This window comes from Mycolicibacterium tusciae, assembly GCF_002086795.1.
Lineage (GTDB): Bacteria > Actinomycetota > Actinomycetes > Mycobacteriales > Mycobacteriaceae > Mycobacterium > Mycobacterium tusciae.
In genome coordinates this window covers 435,727-458,074 of sequence record NZ_MVIM01000001.1, presented here as the reverse complement: position 1 = coordinate 458,074, position 22,348 = coordinate 435,727, and the positions used below count along the sequence as shown (strand labels likewise).

At 65.3% G+C, this 22,348-nt stretch carries 23 protein-coding genes and 1 pseudogene; 6 read left to right on the top strand and 18 right to left on the bottom strand.

Annotation, left to right across the window (positions count from 1 at the left end; translation table 11 throughout):
• Window positions 1–29: 29 nt before the first annotated feature.
• The gene (locus BST47_RS02205) at window positions 30–899 is read left to right on the top strand and encodes a sigma-70 family RNA polymerase sigma factor (RefSeq protein WP_083123547.1); all 870 of its coding nucleotides are present in this window, start codon (window positions 30–32) and stop codon (window positions 897–899) included.
• A 1-nt stretch (window position 900) separates the two neighbouring features.
• On the top strand, window positions 901–1,320 hold the full coding sequence (locus BST47_RS02200) for a DUF421 domain-containing protein (RefSeq protein ID WP_083123546.1): 420 nt from the start codon (window positions 901–903) through the stop codon (window positions 1,318–1,320).
• Between the two features lie 122 nt (window positions 1,321–1,442).
• Here the strand turns inward: BST47_RS02200 and BST47_RS02195 are convergent, their stop codons facing one another.
• From BST47_RS02195 to urtA, 7 genes are all read right to left on the bottom strand, one after another.
• Entirely contained in the window at window positions 1,443–2,840 is a 1,398-nt protein-coding gene (locus tag BST47_RS02195; protein WP_083123545.1) for a DUF2254 domain-containing protein, read from the bottom strand.
• Between the two features lie 58 nt (window positions 2,841–2,898).
• Entirely contained in the window at window positions 2,899–3,579 is a 681-nt protein-coding gene (locus tag BST47_RS02190; protein WP_083123744.1) for a hypothetical protein, read from the bottom strand.
• 273 nt (window positions 3,580–3,852) lie between these two features.
• Window positions 3,853–4,545: an urea ABC transporter ATP-binding subunit UrtE gene (gene urtE, locus BST47_RS02185; protein ID WP_083123544.1), complete on the bottom strand. Its 693-nt coding sequence runs from the start codon at window positions 4,543–4,545 to the stop codon at window positions 3,853–3,855.
• Window positions 4,545–5,378 (bottom strand): urea ABC transporter ATP-binding protein UrtD, encoded by an 834-nt coding sequence (gene urtD, locus BST47_RS02180; protein ID WP_083123543.1) that lies wholly within the window; start codon window positions 5,376–5,378, stop codon window positions 4,545–4,547. The genes urtE and urtD overlap by 1 nt, the downstream gene beginning before the upstream one ends.
• Complete coding sequence (gene urtC / locus BST47_RS02175; protein ID WP_083123542.1) at window positions 5,375–6,487, bottom strand: urea ABC transporter permease subunit UrtC; 1,113 nt, start codon at window positions 6,485–6,487, stop codon at window positions 5,375–5,377. The genes urtD and urtC overlap by 4 nt, the downstream gene beginning before the upstream one ends.
• Window positions 6,484–7,368: an urea ABC transporter permease subunit UrtB gene (urtB, locus tag BST47_RS02170; RefSeq protein ID WP_083123541.1), complete on the bottom strand. Its 885-nt coding sequence runs from the start codon at window positions 7,366–7,368 to the stop codon at window positions 6,484–6,486. The genes urtC and urtB overlap by 4 nt, the downstream gene beginning before the upstream one ends.
• 7 nt (window positions 7,369–7,375) lie before the next feature.
• Complete coding sequence (gene urtA, locus BST47_RS02165; RefSeq protein ID WP_083123540.1) at window positions 7,376–8,641, bottom strand: urea ABC transporter substrate-binding protein; 1,266 nt, start codon at window positions 8,639–8,641, stop codon at window positions 7,376–7,378.
• A 245-nt stretch (window positions 8,642–8,886) separates the two neighbouring features.
• On the opposite strand from urtA, the gene BST47_RS02160 reads away from it, so the two are divergent.
• Together BST47_RS02160 and BST47_RS02155 are read left to right on the top strand one after the other, a co-directional pair.
• On the top strand, window positions 8,887–9,303 hold the full coding sequence (locus BST47_RS02160) for an Rv2576c family protein (protein ID WP_083123743.1): 417 nt from the start codon (window positions 8,887–8,889) through the stop codon (window positions 9,301–9,303).
• A gap of 66 nt (window positions 9,304–9,369) precedes the next feature.
• Complete coding sequence (locus BST47_RS02155) at window positions 9,370–10,416, top strand: Rv2578c family radical SAM protein (RefSeq protein ID WP_083123539.1); 1,047 nt, start codon at window positions 9,370–9,372, stop codon at window positions 10,414–10,416.
• Window positions 10,417–10,432: 16 nt separating this feature from the next.
• On the opposite strand, the gene BST47_RS02150 is transcribed toward BST47_RS02155, so the two are convergent.
• The 4 genes from BST47_RS02150 to BST47_RS02135 all read right to left on the bottom strand — a co-directional run bounded on the left by BST47_RS02150 (window position 10,433) and on the right by BST47_RS02135 (window position 14,953).
• Window positions 10,433–11,689, bottom strand: a complete 1,257-nt coding sequence (locus BST47_RS02150) for an acyl-CoA dehydrogenase family protein (protein WP_083123538.1) — start codon at window positions 11,687–11,689, stop codon at window positions 10,433–10,435.
• Complete coding sequence (locus BST47_RS02145; RefSeq protein ID WP_083123537.1) at window positions 11,686–12,864, bottom strand: acyl-CoA dehydrogenase family protein; 1,179 nt, start codon at window positions 12,862–12,864, stop codon at window positions 11,686–11,688. Before BST47_RS02145 ends, BST47_RS02150 begins: the two co-directional genes overlap by 4 nt.
• A gap of 79 nt (window positions 12,865–12,943) precedes the next feature.
• On the bottom strand, window positions 12,944–14,164 hold the full coding sequence (locus BST47_RS02140) for an amidohydrolase family protein (protein WP_083123536.1): 1,221 nt from the start codon (window positions 14,162–14,164) through the stop codon (window positions 12,944–12,946).
• Window positions 14,165–14,287: 123 nt separating this feature from the next.
• The gene (locus BST47_RS02135) at window positions 14,288–14,953 is read right to left on the bottom strand and encodes a TetR/AcrR family transcriptional regulator (RefSeq protein ID WP_083123535.1); all 666 of its coding nucleotides are present in this window, start codon (window positions 14,951–14,953) and stop codon (window positions 14,288–14,290) included.
• 78 nt (window positions 14,954–15,031) lie between these two features.
• Here BST47_RS02135 and BST47_RS02130 point away from each other — a divergent pair, with 78 nt between their 5' ends.
• A complete protein-coding gene (locus BST47_RS02130) occupies window positions 15,032–15,916 on the top strand; it encodes an acyl-CoA thioesterase (protein ID WP_083123534.1) in 885 nt (294 codons plus the stop codon).
• On the opposite strand, the gene BST47_RS02125 is transcribed toward BST47_RS02130, so the two are convergent.
• The 4 genes and pseudogenes from BST47_RS02125 to ypfJ form a co-directional block, all read right to left on the bottom strand.
• Entirely contained in the window at window positions 15,913–16,746 is an 834-nt protein-coding gene (locus BST47_RS02125) for a mycofactocin-coupled SDR family oxidoreductase (protein ID WP_083123533.1), read from the bottom strand. The two genes, BST47_RS02130 and BST47_RS02125, sit on opposite strands and share 4 nt — an antisense overlap.
• A pseudogene (locus BST47_RS31560) lies at window positions 16,730–16,846 on the bottom strand (DinB family protein); the annotation flags it as partial. The gene BST47_RS02125 and the pseudogene BST47_RS31560, both read right to left, overlap by 17 nt.
• Before the next feature lie 111 nt (window positions 16,847–16,957).
• On the bottom strand, window positions 16,958–17,635 hold the full coding sequence (locus BST47_RS02115; RefSeq protein WP_083123532.1) for an MBL fold metallo-hydrolase: 678 nt from the start codon (window positions 17,633–17,635) through the stop codon (window positions 16,958–16,960).
• A gap of 58 nt (window positions 17,636–17,693) precedes the next feature.
• A complete protein-coding gene (ypfJ, locus tag BST47_RS02110; protein WP_083123531.1) occupies window positions 17,694–18,581 on the bottom strand; it encodes a KPN_02809 family neutral zinc metallopeptidase in 888 nt (295 codons plus the stop codon).
• Window positions 18,582–18,656: 75 nt separating this feature from the next.
• Between ypfJ and BST47_RS02105 the strand changes: the two genes are divergently transcribed.
• Entirely contained in the window at window positions 18,657–20,171 is a 1,515-nt protein-coding gene (locus BST47_RS02105) for a carboxylesterase/lipase family protein (protein ID WP_083123742.1), read from the top strand.
• A 193-nt stretch (window positions 20,172–20,364) separates the two neighbouring features.
• Here the strand turns inward: BST47_RS02105 and BST47_RS02100 are convergent, their stop codons facing one another.
• From BST47_RS02100 to BST47_RS02090, 3 genes are read right to left on the bottom strand one after another with little or no spacing between them, the layout of a single operon-like run.
• On the bottom strand, window positions 20,365–20,865 hold the full coding sequence (locus BST47_RS02100; protein ID WP_083123741.1) for an SRPBCC family protein: 501 nt from the start codon (window positions 20,863–20,865) through the stop codon (window positions 20,365–20,367).
• Window positions 20,866–20,901: 36 nt separating this feature from the next.
• Complete coding sequence (locus tag BST47_RS02095; RefSeq protein WP_083123530.1) at window positions 20,902–21,411, bottom strand: SRPBCC family protein; 510 nt, start codon at window positions 21,409–21,411, stop codon at window positions 20,902–20,904.
• A 9-nt stretch (window positions 21,412–21,420) separates the two neighbouring features.
• A complete protein-coding gene (locus tag BST47_RS02090; protein ID WP_234809542.1) occupies window positions 21,421–22,317 on the bottom strand; it encodes an oxidoreductase in 897 nt (298 codons plus the stop codon).
• Between the last annotated feature and the right edge of the window lie 31 nt (window positions 22,318–22,348).

The following is a 22,348-nucleotide window of genomic DNA, read 5'->3' as shown; positions in this document are numbered from 1 at the left end:
TCGCTTCTGCGCCGTCGAAGGAGGCCGACATGACCGTCGCACAGCGCGCTGAAACGAAAGCCGCGGCCGCGCGCGGCCGGGACAGGACGAACATCGACGAACGGTTGCTGCTGATGGCCGACTGCGCCAACCGGGATGAGCGCCGACGACGGCGGCAACAAATCATCACCGAGTGTCTGCCGATCGCCGACCACATTGCCTACCGATTTGTCGGACGTGGCGAGCCGGCTGAGGATCTGAAGCAGGCCGCCCGACTCGGATTGGTCAAGAGTGTTGACCGATTCGTGCCGGGCAAGGGCCGATTCATGGCGTTCGCGGTGCCGACGATCCGGGGAGAGGTGCGACGGCACTTCCGCGACAGCACCTGGTCGATGCGAGTTCCCCGCAAGGTTCAGGAGACGCAGCTCAGGATGCGGCGCACCGTGGAAATGCTGTCTCAGCAGTTGAGTAGACCGCCGACGAATCAAGAAGTGGCAGGAGAACTCGGCGTCGACGTTGACGACATATCGCAATCCGAGTCCGCGCACTGGGCCTACCGGCCGCTGTCGCTCGATGCTCCCCGCGGCGAACCTCACGGAGCACACGCAACCAGTATCGGCGAATCGGTAGGTGTGGACGATCCAGGCTTCGAGGCCGTTGAGGATCTCATCGTGTTGCGAGAAGTCATCGCTGAATTGGATCCCCGGCGACGAGCGATTCTGGGCATGCGTTTCTTCGACTGCTTGACGCAACGAGAAATCGCCTTACGCCTCAATGTCTCGCAGGTGCAGGTATCTCGACTCTTGAACGGCGCGTTGGCCCGGCTCCGTCAACGGATGCGTGTCGACGTCCCGACGCGGGCGCGTGGGTGTTCCCAACTGCCGGCCGGAATCGACGATTCGACGAAAGTAGTTGACTGACATGTGGTTTGATGTGGTCGGCGATATCGCCAGGGTGGTGCTGATCGGATCTGCGGCATACATCAGCTTGATCGTGATACTGCGCATATCGGGGAAGCGCACGCTGGCCAAGCTCAACGCGTTCGACTTGGTGGTCACTGTCGCGGTGGGCTCCACCCTGGCCACGATTCTGCTCAATTCCGACGTGTCATTCGCCGAGGGCGTGACGGCACTCGCGTTGCTGGCCGTGTTGCAATTCCTTGTGGGCGTCAGTGTCGACCAGATTCGCCAAGCCATCCGGTCCACGGGGCAGGGTGATGTCGGCCAGGTCGCCGCAGTGGTACTCGAGTCCGATGGGTCGCTCAGCGTCATCGCAAAAGACAAGGTCGGCGACTGGTCAGCGTCGGCGGGGCTGGGGAATGTTCCCGCGTCAGACCGTTGAAGGTGCCGACGCCCAATACGTCTCTAGGAAAGGAGAATTCGGTTGATGCTGGCGCTAACGGCGAAACCTGGTACGGCAGAATCGCTGGGCCGCACCGCGCAAACCGTTACGGGAAGCCCGCCTCAGGTTGGCGCCCAGCGTTGCTCGAGTGCCGCGCGGACGTGCTGGGCGCACCGCTCGAGCCGGCTGCGGTCGACTGCGTCGAAACCTTGCTCTGCAGCTGCACTTTCGAGTCTCACTAGTCGATCGGCGATCGCCTTCCGGTGCGAGGGCACGACCACGACCCACGCAAGTTCGCGCAGCAGGGTCAGCAATCTCTCCAGCACTGCGGAATCGCTTGCACCGTAGTGCTGTGGCTGACTGCAGACCACATCGAGCAGTTCGGGCAGGTCCGGCCGCGCCACCACCACCCGCTGGGTACCGCGGCCATCTCGCAGTATCCGGCGTCCCAAGCGGTATCCGGCGAGTTCACACAGAGTCGCGCTGCACGAATTCAGTCCGTGCACCGCGGTGGTGGGGTCGTTGATGCCCGGGCTCAGCGCACGCACCACCACATCCGTCAGCTGTCGGAGCCCGTAGCCGATGTCCTGGGTTGCGGTGCGCTCGATGCCGGTCTGCAGGGCGCCGGACACACGCGCGCGCACCGATGCCAACCCCTCTTCGTCAAGGGAACTGGCCTGGTCGGTGGCCCAGCAGAACGCCACGGGCGTGTCCGCCACGACATCGGATCCGACCGGACGGTCGATCCATATCACGACGTCGGCGTCGACTGCCGCGGCCAGCAGCGATTGCTCGTCGACCTCGACGAGAAATCCCGACGATCGAGCCGTGACTATCGACGCATGCACGGGCGGGGACGCAGCGAAGTCGCCGTCGGGGGTGTCGTCGAGTCGATCGAGCAGTCGCGCAGCGGTGTCTTTGATGTCGACACAGACGTGATCGAGCATCGACTCGATCCGAATCTGACGGACCAGATGCCCGAGGAAAAGGACCAGGGCCAGAACGCTGGCCATCGCCATCAGGTAGGCGACCGTCACCGCGATCGGGGGGACGAACTCCGCCCCTGCGTCGCTGTCGTTGCGGACGGTGCGCAGAACCGTGAGCGCGTAAACGAATGTGGCGAGGAACAGCGCGAGAGTGCGTTGGACGAACCGATCCGCCGCGAATGTTCTCAGCAGCCTCGGCGTGTACTGACTGCTGGCGAGTTGCAGCGTGATCAGGGTCAGCGAGAACGTCAACGACGTCACGGTGATCAGCGATGTCGCCACGGCCCCGAGGACCTCCCTCGCGGCATCGGCCCCGCCCCCGAACAAGTAGGCCGACAACGTCGGGGGAATGTGCGTGTCGAGGGCGGCGTCGAGTTCGGGAAGGACGATGCCGGCAGCGACGGCGGTTACCACGCCGAGCGCAGGCACCGGCCATAGCCGGCTGCGCAGTGAGTCGAGGACCGCTGTGCGCCGCTGGCTGATCGTTTCGAGAAACCTCGCGGTGTCGCGGTTACCCCCGCCTGTCAGCGCCATGGACGACCTACACCGCGGGGCGGACAGAATGCTCGGCCTCGGCGTGCCGAGTCGACCATCAGCGAGCCGATGTCGAGTGCCGACGACGGAACAAGTCGCCCACGCGGCGGCGTCGCGGTGTCTTGTCGTAATGGTCGTCGTCGGTAGAAGTCTCTGACTTCTCCACTGGCTCAACAGATTTACACGTTATCGGGTCTGCGCCTCGACCGGCATCGTCTTCGGCCAATGTCACCGGCGCGTCCGCGCGTCTGATGTCACGCAGACTCCGCACCGACAACCGGCCGATGCACACCGCGGCGAAAAAGATGATCAATGCGCCTAATCCGCTGAAGTACGTCAACTCCAGCCACGCGGCCTTGGTCTCGGTCGTGGCGACGGGTGTGCCCACTGCGCCGAGGTTCAACGGCGCAGCAACGGCGCGCCCCGCCACAAACCAGGCGCCGGCGAGGCCGCTCATCCATGCCCCCAGCATCGCTGTTGCACGGTTATCTGAAAGCGTGAGCAGCAGGCCACCGAGGACCGTGACCACTCCGGGAAGCACCTGGAGCCAGCCACGCGCGGCTGTCCATGCCCACTCCTGGTCCGGCGTGAAGGCGAAGTTGAAATAGGGCCCCAGAAAGGGGATCAACGCACCCCACAGACCCAGGACAATCAAGAGCAACCCGGTGGCGGCGCCTCGACTGCGCGGCATGTGCATCTTCCCACCGCGGCTTCGTATGCGGATGTTTACATCACTCATCAGGTCTCCTTGCGTGCCGGCCATCGAGTTACCACGTACCCCGGACGCGCGTCGGCATACGTATTGATTCGAATCCCGTGCTTGCCGCCGGTTCATTGGTGTTGACGTGTAGCACGGTCGCCTTCGGCACCACGGGCGTGAGCGGCTGGACGCTCTACCGACGAGCGGCCACCGCGGCGTCCACCGGCACACCTTCGAGGTGAGGGGCCGTGAAAGATCGCCGGGGCATGGGCCGCAGACAGGCTCGCTCGCGCTTGGTGACCGTCGCGGGAATCAGATGGCCATGGCGGCGCGCACGTCGGCCTCCGACGCCGAGCCGCCGGTACCGCTGGACGTGACGCGTCCCGCCTCCAGGATGTAATAGCGCTGCGCGGATTCCAATGCGAAGCCGATGTGCTGTTCGACCAGCAGCACCCCGAGGCCGCCGCGCTGCGTCAACGCGGTGATCGCCGCTTCGATCTCGGCGACAACCGATGGCTGGATGCCTTCGGTCGGCTCATCGAGGATCAGGCATTTGGGGGTGGTGATGAGTGCGCGAGCGATCGCCAGCTGTTGGCGCTGACCGCCGGACAGCAGGCCGGCCCGTCGCGTGAGCAGTTCCTTCAACGCGGGAAACAGATCGAGCTGCTCGTCGATCAGCTGCTTACCGTTCTTGCGACCGTCGGCGACGACCTGGAGATTCTCGGCCGTCGTCAGCTGGCCGAAGGACTGCTGTCCCTGCGGCACATACGCCAAGCCGCGCTTGACGCGGGCGCTGGGCCGTAGCTTGGTGAGTTCTTCACCGTCGAACAGCACCTTGCCGGAGTTGCACTTCAGTAGGCCGACCGCCGCGCGCAGCAGCGTCGTCTTTCCCGCGCCGTTGTGCCCCATCACGGCGGCGACCCCGTCGGTCGGCACCTCGATGTCGACGCCGTGGATGACCTCGGAGCGGCCGTACCCGGCGTGCACGTCGACCAGTTGCAGCATCAGGAGTTCTCCTCGACGAGTTCGATGCCGTCGGCGCCTGCCGCGGCGGTCCCCAGATAGACCTCCTGCACCTTCGGGTTGGCCTGAACCTCGGCCACCGAACCCTCGGCGATCACCTGGCCGCGTGCGAGCACGGTCACCGACGTGGCGAATGCCCGCATGAAGTCCATATCGTGTTCGACCACGACGACGGTGCGCTCGGCACCGATGCGGCGCAACAGGTTCCCGGTTTCTTCACGCTCTTCGGTACTCATACCCGCCACCGGTTCGTCGAGCAGCAGTACGTCGGCGTTCTGGACCAACAGCATGCCGATCTCCAGCCACTGCTTCTGTCCGTGGGCGAGCACCCCGGCGGGCTTGTCGGCCAGGTGGGTCAGCCCGATGGTGTGCATCGCCTGTTCGATCGCCGGGAGCACACCCTTGCGGCGCCGCAACAAGGTCCACGCGGATCGGGTCGCACCGGCGGCGATGTCGAGGTTCTGCAGCACGGTCAGTTGCTCGAACACGCTGGCTGTCTGGAAGGTTCGGCCCACCCCGCTCCGCGCGATCTGATGCACCTTCTTGCCGAGCAATTCCACACCGGACTTGTTCACCGACCCCGTCGCCGACACCAGCCCGGTGATCGCGTCGATCACCGTGGTCTTTCCCGCACCGTTGGGCCCGATGAGGAACCGGAGGTCACCCTGGAACAAGGTGAGGTCGACGTTACTGACCGCCTTGAAGCCGTCGAAATCGACTGTCAATCCCCGTACTTCGAGGTACTGGGTGCCCATCCCGACGTTGCCGCCCTCGATGGGTTCCTTGCTTGCCGTGCTCGCGTCGACCTCGGTCATGAGCTGGCGCCCACCTTCTCCGTGTCGGTGTCGGTTTCGGGGGCTTTCTCCGGAGGTGGTTCGACTTTGGCTTTGCGGCGACGCTTCAGGAACACACCCAGTCCGGCCAGACCCGCGGGGAAGAAGCCGACGACCACGATGAACAGCAGCCCCTGGGCGTACGTCCACTCCGACGGAAAGCGTTCGGAGAACAGGGTTTGCGCCCACGCCACACCGATCGCACCCAAGACCGGACCCAGCAGCGTCGTGCGACCGCCGATCGCGACACCGATCAGAAACGCGATCGACGGCAGGATACCGACCTGTGAGGGTGCGATGAACCCGACGATCGGCGCGAACAGTGCGCCGGCGATGCTGGCGAACAGCGCGGCGACGGTATAGGCGACGACCTTGATGTTGGCAGGGTCGTAGCCCAGGAAGCGCACCCTTTCCTCGCCGTCGCGCACCGCCACGAGCAGCTCGCCGTAGCGGCTCTGCATGAGCTGCCGGACCACGGCGACGACCAGCAGCAACACCCCCGCGGCGATGAAGTAGAGCATCCGGCGGTTGGCCGGGTCGTTCAGGGTGAAACCGAAGAATGTGCGAAACCTGTTGAGCCCGTTGCTGCCACCGATGCTGGTCTGGCCGACGAGCAGGATCGCCAGAGCGGCGGCCAGCGCCTGCGACAGGATCGCGAAGTACGCACCTTTGACACGACGCTTGAAGACGCCGAAACCCAACGCCGCGGCGGTCGCCGTCGGCACGAGCACGATCGCCAGCAGCGTGAAGGCGGGGGAGGCGAACGGTTGCCAATAGCCGGGCAGTTCGCGCACGCCCGCGATCTGCATGAAGTCGGGCACGTCGTCGCCGCGAATCTGCGCGTCGGCGATCTTGAGGTGCATGCCCATCATGTAGCCGCCGAGGCCGAAGAAGACGCCCTGGCCGAGCACCAGCATTCCGCCCCGGCCCCAGGCCAGCCCGATGCCGACCGCGACGATCGCGAAGCACAAGAACTTGCCGAGCAGCGACAGCCGGAAGTCGGACAACACCACCGGCGCCACCCCGAACAGCACGACCGCCGCGATACCGAAACCCGCCCAGGTCTGCCAACGGCCGAGAACGGTTCTCACACCAAACTCCTTGTGCGAACAGTGAACAGACCCTGCGGACGGGCCTGCAGGAAGATCACGATGATCACGAACACGATCACCTTGGCCAGCGACGCGGTGGTGTTGTACTCGATGAACGAGTTCAGGAAGCCCAGTGAGAACGCCGCGATCACGGTGCCCTTGATCTGACCCAGCCCGCCGACCACGACGACCAGGAACGCGTCGATCAGATAGCTTTGCCCGATCGTCGGACTGGTCGACCCGATCATCGTCAACGCGACACCGGCGACGGCCGCGAGACCCGAACCGATGAAGAACGTGGTGATGTCGGTCTTGCGCGAGGAGATGCCGCTGGTTTCGGCGAGGTCGCGGTTCTGCACGACCGCCCGGATGCGTCTGCCCATCGGGCTGACCTTGAGTGCCGTCGCCAGCGCGGCCACACACGCGACCGCCAGTACCAGGATGAAGATCCGGGTCTTGGGCACCACCGCACCGAAGATCTCCACACCACCGGACAGCCACGCCGGAGCGATGACGTTGACCGCCGGTGCGCCGAAGATGTCGCGGGCGATCTGCTGCAGTATCAGGCCGACGCCGAACGTGACCAGCAGCGTGTCCAGCGGCCGGTGGTACATCCGCTGGATCAAGGTGACTTCCAGCAGGGCACCCATGGCCCCGCCGACGACGAAGCCGACGACCAGCGAGATGAACAGGGACGCACCGGCACTGGAGATGATCTGCTGCACCACGTAGGCGGTGTAACAACCGGCCATGATGAACTCGCCATGCGCCATGTTGATGACGCCCATCTGACCGAACGTCAGCGACAGTCCGAGCGCAGCCAGCAACAGGATCGAACCGAGGCTCAATCCCGTTGCCAGCTGCCCGATTAGAACATCCATACCGTAATCAGCCGGAGAGACCGGCGGCCCACGGGTACGACTTGAGGTACGGGTCGGGCTCGATCGGGCCGGGCGACTCCCAGATCGTGTAGATCAGCCCGTCGGGGCGGATCTCGCCGATACGTGCCGTCTTGGTGATGTGGTTGTTCTCGCCGTCGATGGTGACCAGACCCTCCGGTGCGTCGAAGGTGACGCCACCGGCATTCTCCTGGATGGCGCTGACCTCGAACGACTTTGCCTTCTCGACGGTGTTCTTCCACAGGTAGACCGAGACGTAGGCCGCCTCCATCGGATCCGACGTCGGCTTGTCGGCGCCGTACTTCTTCTTGTAGGCCTCGACGAATGCCTTGTTCACCGGGGTGTCGATCGTCTGGTAGTAGTTCCACGCCGTCAGCTGTCCGGTGATGTTCTGCACACCGATGCCGCCGACCTCTTCCTCGGCGATCGACACCGAAACCACCGGCATGTCCTGCGGTGTGAGCCCCACGTTCTTGTACTCACGGAAGAACGCCACGTTCGAGTCGCCGTTCAGTGTGTTGAACACCGCGTCGGCGTCGGCGGTGCGGACCTTGTTGACGATGGTCGAGAAGTCCGTCGAGCCCAGAGGCGTGTAGTCCTCGCCCTTGATCTCGATACCGTTGGCCCCGGCGTAGGCCTTGATGATCCGGTTCGCCGTCTGGGGGAAGACGTAGTCACTGCCGACCAGGTAGAGCGACTTGACGCCCTTCTCCTTGAGGTAGTCCAGGGCGGGCACGATCTGCTGGTTGGTGGTGGCGCCGGTGTAGAAGATGTTCTTCGAGGACTCCAGACCCTCGTATTGCACGGGGTAGTACAGCAGCGAGTTCGCACTCTCGAAGACCGGCAGCATCGCCTTGCGGCTCGACGACGTCCAGCCACCGAACACCGCGGCCACGCAGTCGCTGCTGATCAGCTTCTCGGCCTTCTCGGCGAACACCGTCGGCTCCGAGGCGCCGTCCTCACCCACGACCTGGATTTGCTTGCCCATCACGCCGCCGGCGGCGTTGATCTCCTCGACCGCCAACGCGATCGCATCGCGCACCGTCACCTCGGAGATCGCCATCGTTCCCGACAGCGAGTTCAGCGAGCCCACCTTGATGGTCGAACCTGAGGTGTCCACACACGATTCGGCGTTTGCCGAGTCCGACTCGGTCGCCTTGCTTCCACATCCCGCCAACAGCAGGCCCGCCACAGCGACGACGCTTCCCGTCGCGAGCGCAGACCTTCTCAATGAAGACCGTTGTGGTAGTCGCATTGACAGCCTTTCCCTATATCAGCAGCGCACATCGGGGGATGAGCGTCGGCTGGAGTGCAGAATTTTCTGGCACCGCTGGGGTGTCGAATCGGGACGTTAGAGCGGCTGTGTTTCTGCGAAATGTCTATGTGTGACGAACAAATTAACCTGTAGGAGTACCGATGTTTATTTGCCGTTGACAGTCCGCGGCGTAGCTGATCTGAAGCGCCTGTAACAGTCCGGTACGGTGCGGCGATGTGACGAACATGCGAAAAGCGACATCGATGGTCGGGGCGGCGCTGGTGCTGGCGGCAGGTTCAATTGCGGTCAGTCAGGGAACAGGGATGGCCCAGCCACCCGCGCCGGCGGGACCAAACGTCAAATACGTTGTCACCGCAGACGCTCCGCTGAGCTTCGACATCAACTACGTGACCAGTTCGCCCGCGGACCTGAAGGCTTTCAACGCCGATGCGTCTGCCTACTCGACGAGAGGCAGCTTCGTCGCGCCCTGGGAAACCACCGCGACGCTCGCCGACCCCCAGTGGGCGTACATCAGCGTGGCGCGTGCCGGCCATGCCATGGAGGCCCCGCCGAACGCGCACTGCGAGATCTGGGTCGACGGGCAACTTGCCGTCCAGAACACAGGTCCCACGACGGCCTTCTGCCAACTGAGTCGCTGGTAGTCCTCGGCGCCGCAGCACGCGCGTAATTACCTTGACATCGCATCGAACATAAGTTCGAATAGGTGGGTGCGGTGGGATGGCCAGGGCGTCAGCGTCGACGACGGTGCACTGCCTGGCCTGCAGCGGATCGGCTTTGTCCGCAGCGTCCGCACGCCACAGTTCGAGGGCATCACGTTCCACGAGGTGCTGTGCAAGTCGGCGCTGAACAAGGTGCCGAACGCCCGGCCCAATGTCGCCGGCCGCCCGGCTCCGTCGATGCTTCCTTTCAATTACACGGTCAACGGCTATCGCGGTTGCTCGCACGCCTGCCGCTACTGCTTCGCCCGGCCCACGCACGAGTATCTGGAATTCGACTCCGGCGCTGATTTCGACTCGCAGGTCGTCGTGAAGACGAATGTCGCCGATGTGCTGCGGCGTGAGCTGTCGCGGCGGTCGTGGCAGCGGGAGACGGTCGCGCTCGGCACCAACACCGATCCGTATCAGCGTGCTGAGGGTCGCTATGCACTGATGCCGGGAATCATCGGCGCACTCACCGATACCGGAACGCCGTTCTCGATCCTGACCAAGGGCACGCTGTTGCGGCGAGACCTGCCGTTGATCGGGGAGGCGGCGCGACGCGTCGACGTCAGCGTGGCGATCTCATTGGCCGTCGGCGATCCCGACCTACACAAGGACGTCGAACCGGGGACGCCGACACCGCAGGCGCGCCTCGGGCTCATCTCCGCGGTCCGCGAAGCGGGCCTGGACTGCCATGTCATGGTGGCGCCGGTGCTGCCACACCTGACCGACTCCGCGGCGCATCTCGATGCGTTGTTGGGTCAGATCGCCGCGGCAGGCGCGACGGGGGTGACGGCGTTCGGGCTACACCTCCGCGGCTCGACGCGCGGGTGGTTCATGGCGTGGCTGGCGCGGTTGCATCCCGAGCTGGTGTCGAAGTATCGCGAGTTGTACAGTCGCGGAGCGTATTTGCCGTCGGACTACAGGAAGATGCTGCACGACAGGGTGACCCCGTTGATCGCCAAACACGGCCTGACCCCTGATCGTCGATCGTTTCGGGCGGTGGCGGCTCCGGCCGCCGACTCCGCCGAGGTCCTGCAGCCGACGCTCTTCTAGTGCTCGGCGGCGGACGCTAGCCCTTGTTGCGCTTGACCTGATTGAACGGCACGCCACGGTCGGCGGCATGTTCACGCGGAAAGCCGAGCACGCGTTCACCGATGATGTTGCGGGCGATCTCGGTGGTACCGCCGCCGAGCGCGGCGGCCTGCCGCGACAGGTAGCGCTCGCCATATCGGATCATGTCGTCGCCGGCATCCACGACGCCCGAACTGCCGGTCAGCGAGAGCACGGTGTCGAACTCCAGGTGATGTACCTCGGCGTGCGTCACCCGAATGATCGAGCCTGCGGCCGGCGGCAGCGAGCCGTCGAGTACACCGTGGTACACGTGATCGATCAGCTGTTCACGCACCGCGCGGTGCACCAGCGCGCGACCCGCAACCTCCTGCGCGCGCTCACTGTCGGCCTGCCCGGTCGCTTCCAGCAGCGCGACGTAATCGATCGGCACATCCGACTTGCCCTCGGCGCCAATGCCGCTCGCGAACTCCGACCCGCCTCCGACCGCCCTGCGCTCGTGATACAGCTGCCGGGACGCCACATGCCAGCCGCCATTGACCTCTCCGACAACCGCATCGTCACCGAGCTCGAGGTTGTCGAAGAATTCCTCACAGAACTCGACTGACCCGTTCACCTGCTTGATGCGCCGCAGCGTGATCCCGGGACTGTTGATGGGCACCAGGAACATCGTCAGACCTTCGTGCTTGGGCACATCCCAGTCGGTACGCGCGAGCATCAGCCCGTAGTCCGCGGCGAACGCACTGGTGCTCCAGGTCTTGGCGCCGTTGATCACCCATTTGTCACCTTTGCGGTCGGCGCGGGTGATGACGCCGGCCAGATCGGACCCGCCGCTAGGCTCCGAAAGCAGCTGCACGAGCACCTCGTCGCCCCGCAATGCGGCCGAGATGTGTTGCTGCTTCTGCTTTTCCGATCCAGTGTCCAGGATGGTCGCGGCGCATATCGTGAACGTCGGGGTGTTCAGGATGACCGGAAGCTCGTAACAGCGCGACTCGTTGTTGAACGCCTTCTGGTAGGCGATCGGCAGCCCGAGGCCGCCGTATTCGCGGGGGAAGCAGATGCCGGCGAACCCGCCCTCGTACAGGTTCTTCTGCAACTCCCGGGCGCGGTGCCAGGGTTCCTCTTCGCCTCGGTCGTGCTCGGGCGGGTTGGCCGGATCGATCGCCGGCATGTTCTCCGCCAACCAGGTGCGGGCACGCGTGGCGAACTCTTCGACAGACTCGGTCGTTTCGGTCGCTGCCGATGCGGTGTCGGTCATGAGGCGTTTTCCAGTCCCCGGTCCCCAGCTTGCGCGTGGGCCCATGCGCGTGGGCCCATCTTGGTGAGCGCATACACGCGCAGATTGTGCTCTTCGGGCGTACCGAACAGCGAGCGGTACAGCGTGGCCCGCCGCAGGAAGATGTGCAGGTCGTGCTCCCAGGTGACACCGATGCCGCCGTGCAGCTGAATGCAGTCCTGCAGCATACCCGGAGCATGTTCGCCCACATAGGATTTCGCGATGCTGACCGCCATCTCGGCGCCCGGGGACCGCGCGGCCACCTCAGCCACTGCGGCGTTCGTCGTCGCCCGGCACGACTCGAACCAGATCTTCAGGTCGGCGTACTTGTGTTTGAGCGCCTGATACGAGCCGATCGGCCTTCCGAACGAATGCCGGTCGAATCCCCATTGGATGGTGAAGTCCAGCACCGTCTCCAGGATGCCGACGATCTCGGCGCACTGAAGGATCGCCGCGATCTGGCTCTGCCGCTCGATGAGCGTCGGCGTCTGCTCGGCAGAGCCGACGACCGCGGTGGCCTCCACCTCGACACCGTCGAATTGCACTCGGGCATAGGTCTTCACCATGTCGAGCGACCGTTGCGCTTCCACGGTGACACCCGCCGCGTCGGTGGGAACCAGGAACTGTCGCACCGCGTCGTCGCAACGGGCCACCACCAGCAGCACTGCACTGTCGCCGGCCGCCTCGACGCGGTCCTTCACACCGTCGATGCGATACCCGGTGTCGGTGCGCGTCGCGGTCGCCGCAGCATCGAGCGGCGACCACTGTTTGCCCGGCTCGTAGACCGCCCACGAGGCGACGATCTCGCCTGAAATCAGCGATTCGATTGTCTGCTCGTGGTTCTCGGGGGCCTCGGCCAGACCCGCCAGGACGATGCTGACCGGATGCAGCGGACCCGGTGCCACGCTGCGGCCGGACAATTCCGCGACCAGAGCGAGGTCGGCGACGCCGTTCCCGGACACGTTGCCGCCGCCGAGTTCTTCGGGCACCAGCAAGCTGGTCCAGCCGAGTTCGGCGGCGCGCTGCCACCAGTCCATCTCGAACGACTTCCCGGCGTCGTGTAGTTCACGCAGCCGGCCCAGCGACGCGCCCTTCTCGAGGAATGACTGGGTGGTCGAGGCGAAGAGTAGCCGTTCTGGGTTTGCGGCGTCGGTCACGGCGCGAACTCACTTTCGCTGACGCGTGAACGTGCGTGCCGGAGCACCGGCACGCACGTCACGATGGATGCCGTTGGAATCAGGCGAATTCCAATGCGGGCACGCCCGGCTTGTGGACGATCTCGTTCGGAACCTTGAACAGATCGATCATGTTGCCACCCATGACCTTTCGTTGCCCTTCGGCGTCGAGGCCCTGGAGATCGTCGACCAGGTGCGTCGGCTGCGACAGGCCCTCGGGGTGCGGCCAGTCGGAACCGAAGATCACGCGGTCGATGCCCAGCAGGTCGGCCATCTGGGCGAAGTCGTCCTCCCAGAACGGTGCGACGTACACGCAGCGGTGGAACGCCTCGATCGGATCCTCCAGGAAGCCCTGCGGCATCTTCGAGTAGACGTTCTTGAACTGCTTGAAGAGGTAGGGCACCCAGTCCGCGCCGTTCTCGATCGACAGGATGCGCAGATCCGGGTTACGGGTCAGCGCTCCGTGACACACGAGAGCCGCCATGGTGTCCTCGATGGGCCGCTTGCCCATCGCGACCATCCGGAATGCGGTGGGCGCGAACGGCTTGAACTCGTCACCGGGTTCCCAGTCGTTGAGGTACTCGGAGTATCCGCTGTCCGAGGCGTGCATCGACACGGGGATGCCGGCCTTGACGCAGGCGTCCCAGAACGGGTCGAACTCCTCGACACCCAGCGATCGCGTGCCGCGATAGCCGGGCACCGGGGCAGGGCGCACCAACACGGTCTTCGCGCCGCGCTCCAGGCACCAATTGAGTTCCTCGATCGCGCGATCCACGTTGCCCAGGTTGATCACCGGCGTGGAGAAGATGCGGTCCTCGTAGTTGAACTGCCAGGTCTCGTACATCCACTGGTTCAGCGCATGGACGATGTCGAGAATCAGGTCCGGATCGTCCTTCAGTCGCTCCTCGACCAGGCTGGCCAGCGTCGGAAACATCAGGGAGTAGTCCAGGCCGAGGCTGTCCATCACCTCGAGGCGAGCCTCGGGATTGCGGAACGCCGGAATGGACTTCATCGGCTTGCCCATGACCTCGCGGAAGCTCTTGCCGCCGCTGCCATGCCGGAAGTACTCCTCCTGCGCGCCCGGGCGCGCGACCACCTCGAAGGTCGGGTTCGGGATGTAGTCGCTGACGACATTGCGGACCATGATCTTCGTTCGTCCGCGCACGTCGATGTAGTCGATGACGCCCTTGCGGTGATCCGGCAGGAACTGGGTCAGGGCCTCTTTGGGCTCATAGAAGTGGTTGTCGGCGTCGAACACCGGATAGGGGAGTTCGCGGGTCATAGTTGCGCCTCCTTAAGACTGGCTAGGCTGTGGTGGTAATGACATTACCACGTCTGGACCAGCGTAAACACCACCCCTGGTGGAGGAGTTATCGCGTCGGGCCCGCACCGCGCCCGGTGCAGGTCAGGCGGGGTCGCGGCGTCCGGCGAGGCTGCTGACGCAGAAGTCGTAGATGTGGTCGGCATCGACCGGAACGCCGGTGAGTTCTGCGCCGAGCACCCGCAGCCGCATCGCCCCCAGAGCCGATTGCATGATCAGGGCCGCTGTCGCGTCGACGTCGATGTCGGCACGGAAGGCGCCCTCGTCGATGCCTCTGCGGATGATGTCCTTGATCAGCTCGTGCACCGGAGACAGCACGCGGGCGTATTCGCTTGGCAGCGCCTCGGCCAAGCGATCGTTGTAGAACGTCAGGCCGCGGTTGACCTTGTCCTGCGTGGTCGTTTCCGCGGGCGTGCAGATGCGATCGATGAGTATCCGCAAGGCTTCGGCGGCCGGTAGTCCGGCGGTGTCCTCGCGCCACTTTCGCGTCGACTCCGACATGATCTTGTCGACCAGGGCCAGCAGCAACTCGTCCTTGGTGGAGAAGTGCTGGTAGAAGGATCGCAGGGAGGTCTTGGACCGTTCGACGACCTCCAGCACCGTGAAGTCCGTGCGGCCGGTCTCTCCGAGAATTGCCAACGCCGACTTCATGAATCGTTTCGGGCGCGACTCCGGGTCCAGGTCCACGACGTCGTCCGTCGCCGCCGGGCGGGCGCCTCCGCTCGGCGGCCGACTGCCACGCTTCGCCATGACACCTCCCCGGTTGTGCGCGCGAATGTCGGTAACGACGTTACCGCTTTTACCGCAGCTCGGTTAGTGTTCCCTCCCATGACCACAGACTCGGCGCAGACGCCCTGGACCGTTGAGAGCCTGCTCGAATTGTTCGACGTGCGGCCGGACGGCGAGAACAGATACATCGCCGAGACGGGCCCGGCAGGCCAGGACGACCGCCAGGTGGTCGAGGGAACGCAGGTCCTTGCGCAGGCTATTGTCGCTGTGGCCAAACGTTTTCCGGAGAAGTCCGTGCGATCGGTATCGGCGGTGTTTGCCCGCGCGGTCTTGGTCGGCGCGGGTCCGGTCGAGCTGGAGCTGGACGTGGTCAACGAAGGGCGGTCGACGGCGACCGCGATCGTCGCGGCCAAGCAGAACGGCAAGCGGTGCATCACGGCGACCGTGCTGACCGACGTACCAACCCCCGATGTCATCCGCCACCACCTGCCGCGGCCCGACGTCACGGGTCCTGAAGACGCGAACGTGTCGGAGATGCCGATGACCGGACGCCAACTACGTCTGGTCGACGTCGTCGACGTGAACAGCCCCGACGAGGTCGGACCACCCGAGCTGTACGCCTGGCTGCACTACGACCCGATTCCCACCCGCGACGACCTCGCCAAGGCGCTGATCGCGTATTTCACCGGACACCTTGGCATTTCGACGACGATGCGCGCACACGAAGGCATCGGGACCGCGCAGGCGCATCTGACCGTATCGACAGCCCCGATGACGATCACGGTCAGTTTCCACGAGCCGTTCTCGTGGGACGGCTGGCTGCTCTACACGCACGAGAGCACCCAGGTGGGCGCGGGCATGTCGTATGTCCGCGGGGCCGTCCACACCGAAAGCGGTGAGCTCATCGCCTCGTTCGGCCAGGACGCCTTGATCCGCCCGCTGCGCACGACCGACACGAGCATCGAGGAGCAGTCGCGGCTCTAAACCTTGAGATAGCCCTTGTCCGCGGGGATCTGGGCGGCGGTCACGAGCGACGACGCGTCGCTGGCCAACCACAGCACGATATCGGACACCAGGTCGGGTGCGGCAAGGGAATCCGTAGGCAGCGCGCCGGGGGAGAAGCTGTGGATGAAGTTCTGGTGATCGGCGAACATCTGCCACATCGAGGCGTCGTTTCCCATCGGCGTGTCGGTGCCATAGGGGTGAACGGAGTTCACGCGAATTCCGAACTCGCCCAACTCCACCGCGAGTGAGTTGGTCAGCGCGACTACACCGAACTTGCTCGCACAGTAGTGGCCGCAACCCGGAACGGCCTTGATGCCGGCCGCCGAACTGATGTTGATGATCGACCCGCCGTTGCCGGCCTCGATCATCGCGGGAACCACCGCCTTGATGGTGTTCCACACCCCCGTCAGGTTGGTGTCCACGACCTCCTGGAACTGTTGTGCCGAAATCTCCCACAGTCGGCCCCAATTCAGCACGCCGGCGTTCGCGACGACGATGTCGAGCCGGCCGAACTGCTCGATCGTGTCGGCAACCACACGCTGCTGGCCTTCGAGGTCGCGCACGTCAACCTCTTCCGCGCGGATCTTGCGCCCCTCACCCTCGACCAGGCTCACCGTCTCGGCGAGGTCCTCGGGTGACGCCGGGGGATAGCCGTTGTGCTCGGCGACCGGCCCGCAGGCATCGATCGCGACGATGTCGGCGCCCGCCCGGGCCAGGCGAATGCAGTGTGAACGTCCTTGTCCGCGCGCCGCTCCCGTGACGTAGGCGACCTTGCCTGCCAGCGGTGTGTCTTCAGCCATGCCCGACATCGTGCGCGTGATGGACGATGTCGTGCAAGTGGTAGATCGCAATTGATGCAACCGTGAACTCACTGCCGTTGCTGCGCAGCCCGCGCCGCGACCACGCGTCGGCGACCCCGGTGCGGTGCACGTCTCCGGGACAAATCCGCAATCGGGGCAGATCGAGACAGCACCCAGGTCCAGTCCTTGGTGTCGGGCGCGATGGGATCGTGCTCGGGCATCACGCGGTCAGTGTGGCAGCCGTGTCGCGGATGCGGGTATGGGCGGCCGAGATGATCGGTTCACCGTGGCCGAAGCAGGCCGTTTCGACATCGAGTTCCGCCAGTCGTTGGAACGCTGCGACGGTCTGCGCCCGGTCCTGGTTGAACGTACCGAGCATGACCGTCCCGACATTGGCGATGGTGTCGCCGGTGAACAACACGCCACGGCTGGGCAGGTGGATCGCGATGCTGCCGTCGGTGTGGCCGGGAATGGCCAAGATCTCCGCGCCGCCGCCGAAGTCCAGCACGTCTCCGTCGTGCAGTTCGACCAGGCCGGGTACCGGTGGTGCCGCCTCGGGCAGACCGGCTGAAACACGTTGGTGAATCGGGATTTCCCAGTCCTCGAACACCGGTGGTGGCATGGCGGTACCGTTCCGGATCTCCGTAGCGTCGCCGGCACCGGCGAAAACGGTTGCACCCGTGGCGTCTTGCAGCTCGGCCGCCGAACCGCAGTGGTCGACATGGCCATGGGTCAGCACGATCCGGTCGATCTGCGGCACTGCTGCCAGGATCTCGTCACCCGAACCGGGAGCGCCGGTGTCGATGAGCGTGGCCGAATCGCCGTCGCGCCACACGTAGACCTGCCATCCGTGCACGACGAGCATGGTGAGTTCGGGTGTGACGGTGACGGTGTCCATATGATCGACGCTAGATCTCCGGGCGCGGCGATCGCACCGGATCAGCTAGCGGCGAAATCTAGCCCAGATCGGTGGCGGCATACGTGTCACAGCTGTTGATGTCGCCGGTCCGATATCCCTCGGTGAACCACTTCTGGCGCTGTTCGGAAGATCCGTGGGTCCACGCCTCGGGGTTGACGCGTCCGGTGGCGGCCTGCTGGATGCGATCGTCACCCACCGATGCAGCGGCCGACAGCGCGTCGGCAATGTCTTTGTCGCTCAATGGCTCCAGGAACGGTACCCCGGTGCTCTCCTGCTTGGTGATGGTTGCGTAGTGCGCCCAGATGCCCGCATAGCAGTCGGCCTGTAATTCGGTGCGCACGCCGCCGCCGGTGGCGCCCTCCGGATCCTGCTGGGCACGGACGAGCGAGCCCTCGAGGTTCTGGACGTGGTGGCCGTACTCATGAGCCACCACATACTCCTGAGCCAGCGGGCCGCCGCTGGAACCGAACTGGTCGCGCAGCACGTCGAAGAAGCCGACATCGAAGTACGCCGTTCGATCGCCCGGGCAGTAGAAGGGGCCGACGTCGCTGGTCGCAGGTCCGCAGGCGGTCTGGACCTGGTTGGTGAAGATTTCCATCCGCGGCCGCTCGTAGCCGGGCAGCAACTGCTGCCACACGGCGTCCACCGAGTTGCCCGTCGCGACCACGCGGCACTGGACGATGTTGTTCGCGTCCTCGCCGGTCTTGCATTGGCTGAGATCGAAGCCGGGTGTCTCGACGCCTCCGCTGTCGTACTGCTGCGGCGGCACGACCGAACTGGGATCGACTCCGAGGAACAGCGCGACGACGAGGATGAGAAGGCCGCCGACTCCGCCGCCGACGGCGATGCCTCGGCCGGGACCACGACCGCCGCCACTGGTGGACGTGGTGCTCGTGTCGATCTGCATGCCCTCGTTGAACGTCATTGCCCTACCTCATTCGCGTCCATGTCCACGCTGCCGCACGGGTTTGCATTCACCTTTGCACACTACGATTCGGGCGTGGCAGTCGTTCTCGGACATTCGGGACCTTCGCCGGTCGCGCACACCGACCTCGGGGACATTCGCGGAGCGACCGAACTCGGCGTCGGTGTCTGGCGCGGTGTGCCGTATGCCGAGCAGCCGGTGGGGGACAGACGCTTCCTGGCTCCCGCGCCGCCGCAGCCGTGGACCGGGCTGCTCGACGCACTCGAACACGGACCATTGCCGCCGCAGAGCAAGTCGTTCGTCGGCGGTGGCCGCGACGATCCGAAGGTGCGCGACGAGGCCTGCCTGACGCTGACGGTGTGGTCGCCGGACACCAGCGCGTCGCTTCCGGTGATGGTGTGGATTCCCGGCGGCGCATTCGTCTACGGCGCCGGGCAGTTTCAGCTCTACAACGGGTCCAGGCTGGCCGCCAACGGCAAAGTGGTGGTCGTCAACATCACCTACCGCATCGGAGTGTTCGGCGGGTTCGAGCTCAGCGACCTCGGAGACGGATTCGATGACAATCTCGCGTTGCGCGACCAGATGGCGGCGCTGCGCTGGATCCGCGATCACATCGCCGCGTTCGGCGGCGACCCCGATCGGGTGACCGTCTTCGGCGAGTCGGCAGGCGCGACGTCAGTGCTGGCACTGCTGGCGAGTCCCGCGTCCAAGGGTCTGTTCAGCCGGGCGATCGCCCAGAGTCCCGCGCTGCCCTTGATCGGCGAACGCGAGAGTCGGGCCCGACAGGCGCACGAGTTCGTCAAGCGGTTGGGCGTCGATGTCGCCGAGGTCAAGATGCTGCCGCAGCGCCGGCTGCGCCGGGCCGCGGGCATGCTTCAGCTGAAGAGCGCGGCGAGCACGCCGAACCTCGCGTACGGATTGACCTACGGAGTGGACCTGCTGCCGAGGCATCCGGTGGACGCCGCCCGCGATGGCGCACTCGAACGGATGCCGCTGATCATCGGCACCAACAGCCATGAGGCGTCGATGTTCGCGTGGACGAAACCACCGATGCTGCCGACGACGACGGACGCGATCGACGCCTACCTCGACCGCGTCGCACCGGACGCCAAGGATGCGGTGCTGGCCGCCTATCCGGACTATCCGAGGCGACGGGCCCTGATCGCGTTCGGCTCCGACGTGATGTTCGGTGGACCCGCATGGGCGTTCGCCGACGCCTACAGCGCTGTCGCGCCCACGCACATGTACCGGTTCGACCACGTCGGCTGGAGCCTGCGGGTGCTAGGGCTGGGCGCCACCCACGGCAGCGAGATCGTGCACGTCCAGCACAGCTACGCGTCGTTCATCGGGCGCAAGCTGCATCCGCTCGGGCGGCGGCTGCAGCCACCGGTCGGCAGGCGGATGCAGCGGGCTTGGCTGGACTTCGCGGCAAAGGGATGGGATACCGGTGAGATCGAGTGGTCGAACGGGCACGACTGGCCGGTCTACGACACCGAGCGCCGCGTCACCCGCATCATCATGACCGCGCGCGACACCGTCACCGAGGACCCCGACGCCGAGCGCCGAAAGGCTTGGGCCGAGCTCTACTGATGGCGCGGAGATTGGCCCAATTTCCACCGCGAAATTGAATTCCAGCAGGTCCCTCCTCGAACTTTTGCTGCCGGAATTCAATTTCGGCGGTGCCGGCCGCGGGCCTGGGCGCCGCGATCGTCAACGCCAGCGCGGTGGCATCCGCGGATCCCGGGAACACATCCGTGGGTCCGACAGCCGAGGCGACCCACGGCTAGCTCGCAACGGTGAACCGCTTGTCCGAGTAGTCACGTAGGTTGTACAGGAATTTCTGGAACGTGCGTGCCATAAATGGTTTGCCGAGCGTCATGCCGATGCGACCCGATAGACCCTTGGGCTTCATCGCCATCACCCACGTCAGGTGACAGCCTTCGGCCGTCCGCACGACGCGGTAGTCCTCGGCGAACGCCGAGATGGAACTACTCGATGCTTCGTTGAACCGAAAAGCCATGTGGGTGAACGGTTCCCACGCCAGGAACTCCTCGTCACCGACGATGCCGCCGCGCATGTGCACCGTGCGCGTCGTACCGATACCGCGCGGTTCGGGGCTGGTCCAGGTGACTTTGGTGATCGCCGTCGCCCAGTGGGGCCACGATTCCGCGTCGGCGAGCACCTCGAACAGCTGCTCGGGCGTGATCTTCAGGTCCACGGTGCTGACGAACCGAAACGGCGCGCTGTCGATGAAGGCCAGCTCAACCAGCTCACATTGGTGCATGGCCACACACGATAACGGACAGTGTCTAGCCGGGTTCTAGATCGAAACGCCGAAGCGTTGCTCGGTGTACTTGCCCAGCTTGGCCAGGTATTGGCGGTATTTGGCACTCATCACGGTCCTCGCGATGAGCTTCACCCCCAACGAAGCCTTCTTCGGATCGTGCGCCAGCGTCCACGTCAGCCGGCACCCTCGCGGCGTCGGCTCGATGCGGAACTCCTCCACCGATGCGCCTTCCGTGGGCACAGACACAGCATTCACGCGAAAAGCCAAGTGCACCTGCGGATGCCACGCGATGATCTCATCGACGACACGCCCTCCACTGCGCGTCTCGATAGCGCGGGTGGAGCCGACTCGCAAAGGCCCGGAACCTGTCCACGTCATGCGGGTGACGTAGGACCACTGTGGCCAGGCCTCTGCGTCCTCGAGCACCTGCCAGAGTTGGCCCGGGGTGATCGACAGGTTCACGGAATTGGTGGAGCGGAAACGCGCCGTCTTGATGAGTTCCAATCCGACGGGATCGCACGGGTACATCTGCGGCGCGGACACGCGCTGAGATTAGCCAGGCCCGTCGCTGGCCGCCGCCAGAAGCGGGACCAGCACGTCACTGATCGGGGCGGCGAGCCCGTATTGGGCGGCCTTGCGCCTGACCACGCCGTTGCGGATGTCCCATTCCAGCGGGCGGTGCGCCTCTCGATCGGTCAGCATGGACGTCGTGATGTCGGCGGGGACCTGGTTGAACAGGTTCATGGTCTCGTCGATCACCTCGTCGCCCAGGGTCGCGCCGTCCGCGCGCGCCACCGCGAGGCATTCCTCCAGATAGCGGCGCGCGAGGGAGGCCACATCGTCGCGGCGGAACATGCCCATGCGCCGACCGGTGAGAACCATCAACCCGACCACGGCGTTCACCAGCAGCTTGCGCCATGCCGCGCTGATGAAGTCGGGGTCGAGCTCGACCGATACGCCCGCGTCGCCGAACAACCCCGCCAGCCTTTGCGCGGCCCGCTTATCGGGGCCGGCGGGCAGGACCAGCCGAACCCCGGTACGCAGCCGTATCCAGCCCCCTGGATCCGGTTCGGCCGAGATCCAAATGGCCGCGGGCACCACCGTCGACGACGGGCAGAACCGGCCTACGCGCTCCACCTGCTCGACGCCGTTCTGCAGAGCGCACACGATCGTGCCGCCGTCGCACAGCCTGGCCAGCCAGGCGCCGGCCTGCTCGTTCTGGGTGTCCTTGACGGCCAGCAGCACGATGTCGGCGGCCTCGGTGATCTCCGCCGGGTCGGTCAGCACCGGCCCCGGCACCACGATCGGGTCCTTGTCGTCGGGCCTGACCTCGATCGACTCCCGGGCGGTACGTCCGCACAAGGTGATTGGGTGGCCTGCGGCGTGCAGCAGGGCGGCGACCGTCGACCCGATCGCGCCCGGTCCGACGAGTGCGATGCGTGCGCTCACGAACGCCAAGCTACCGCCCGATATGGCCCCA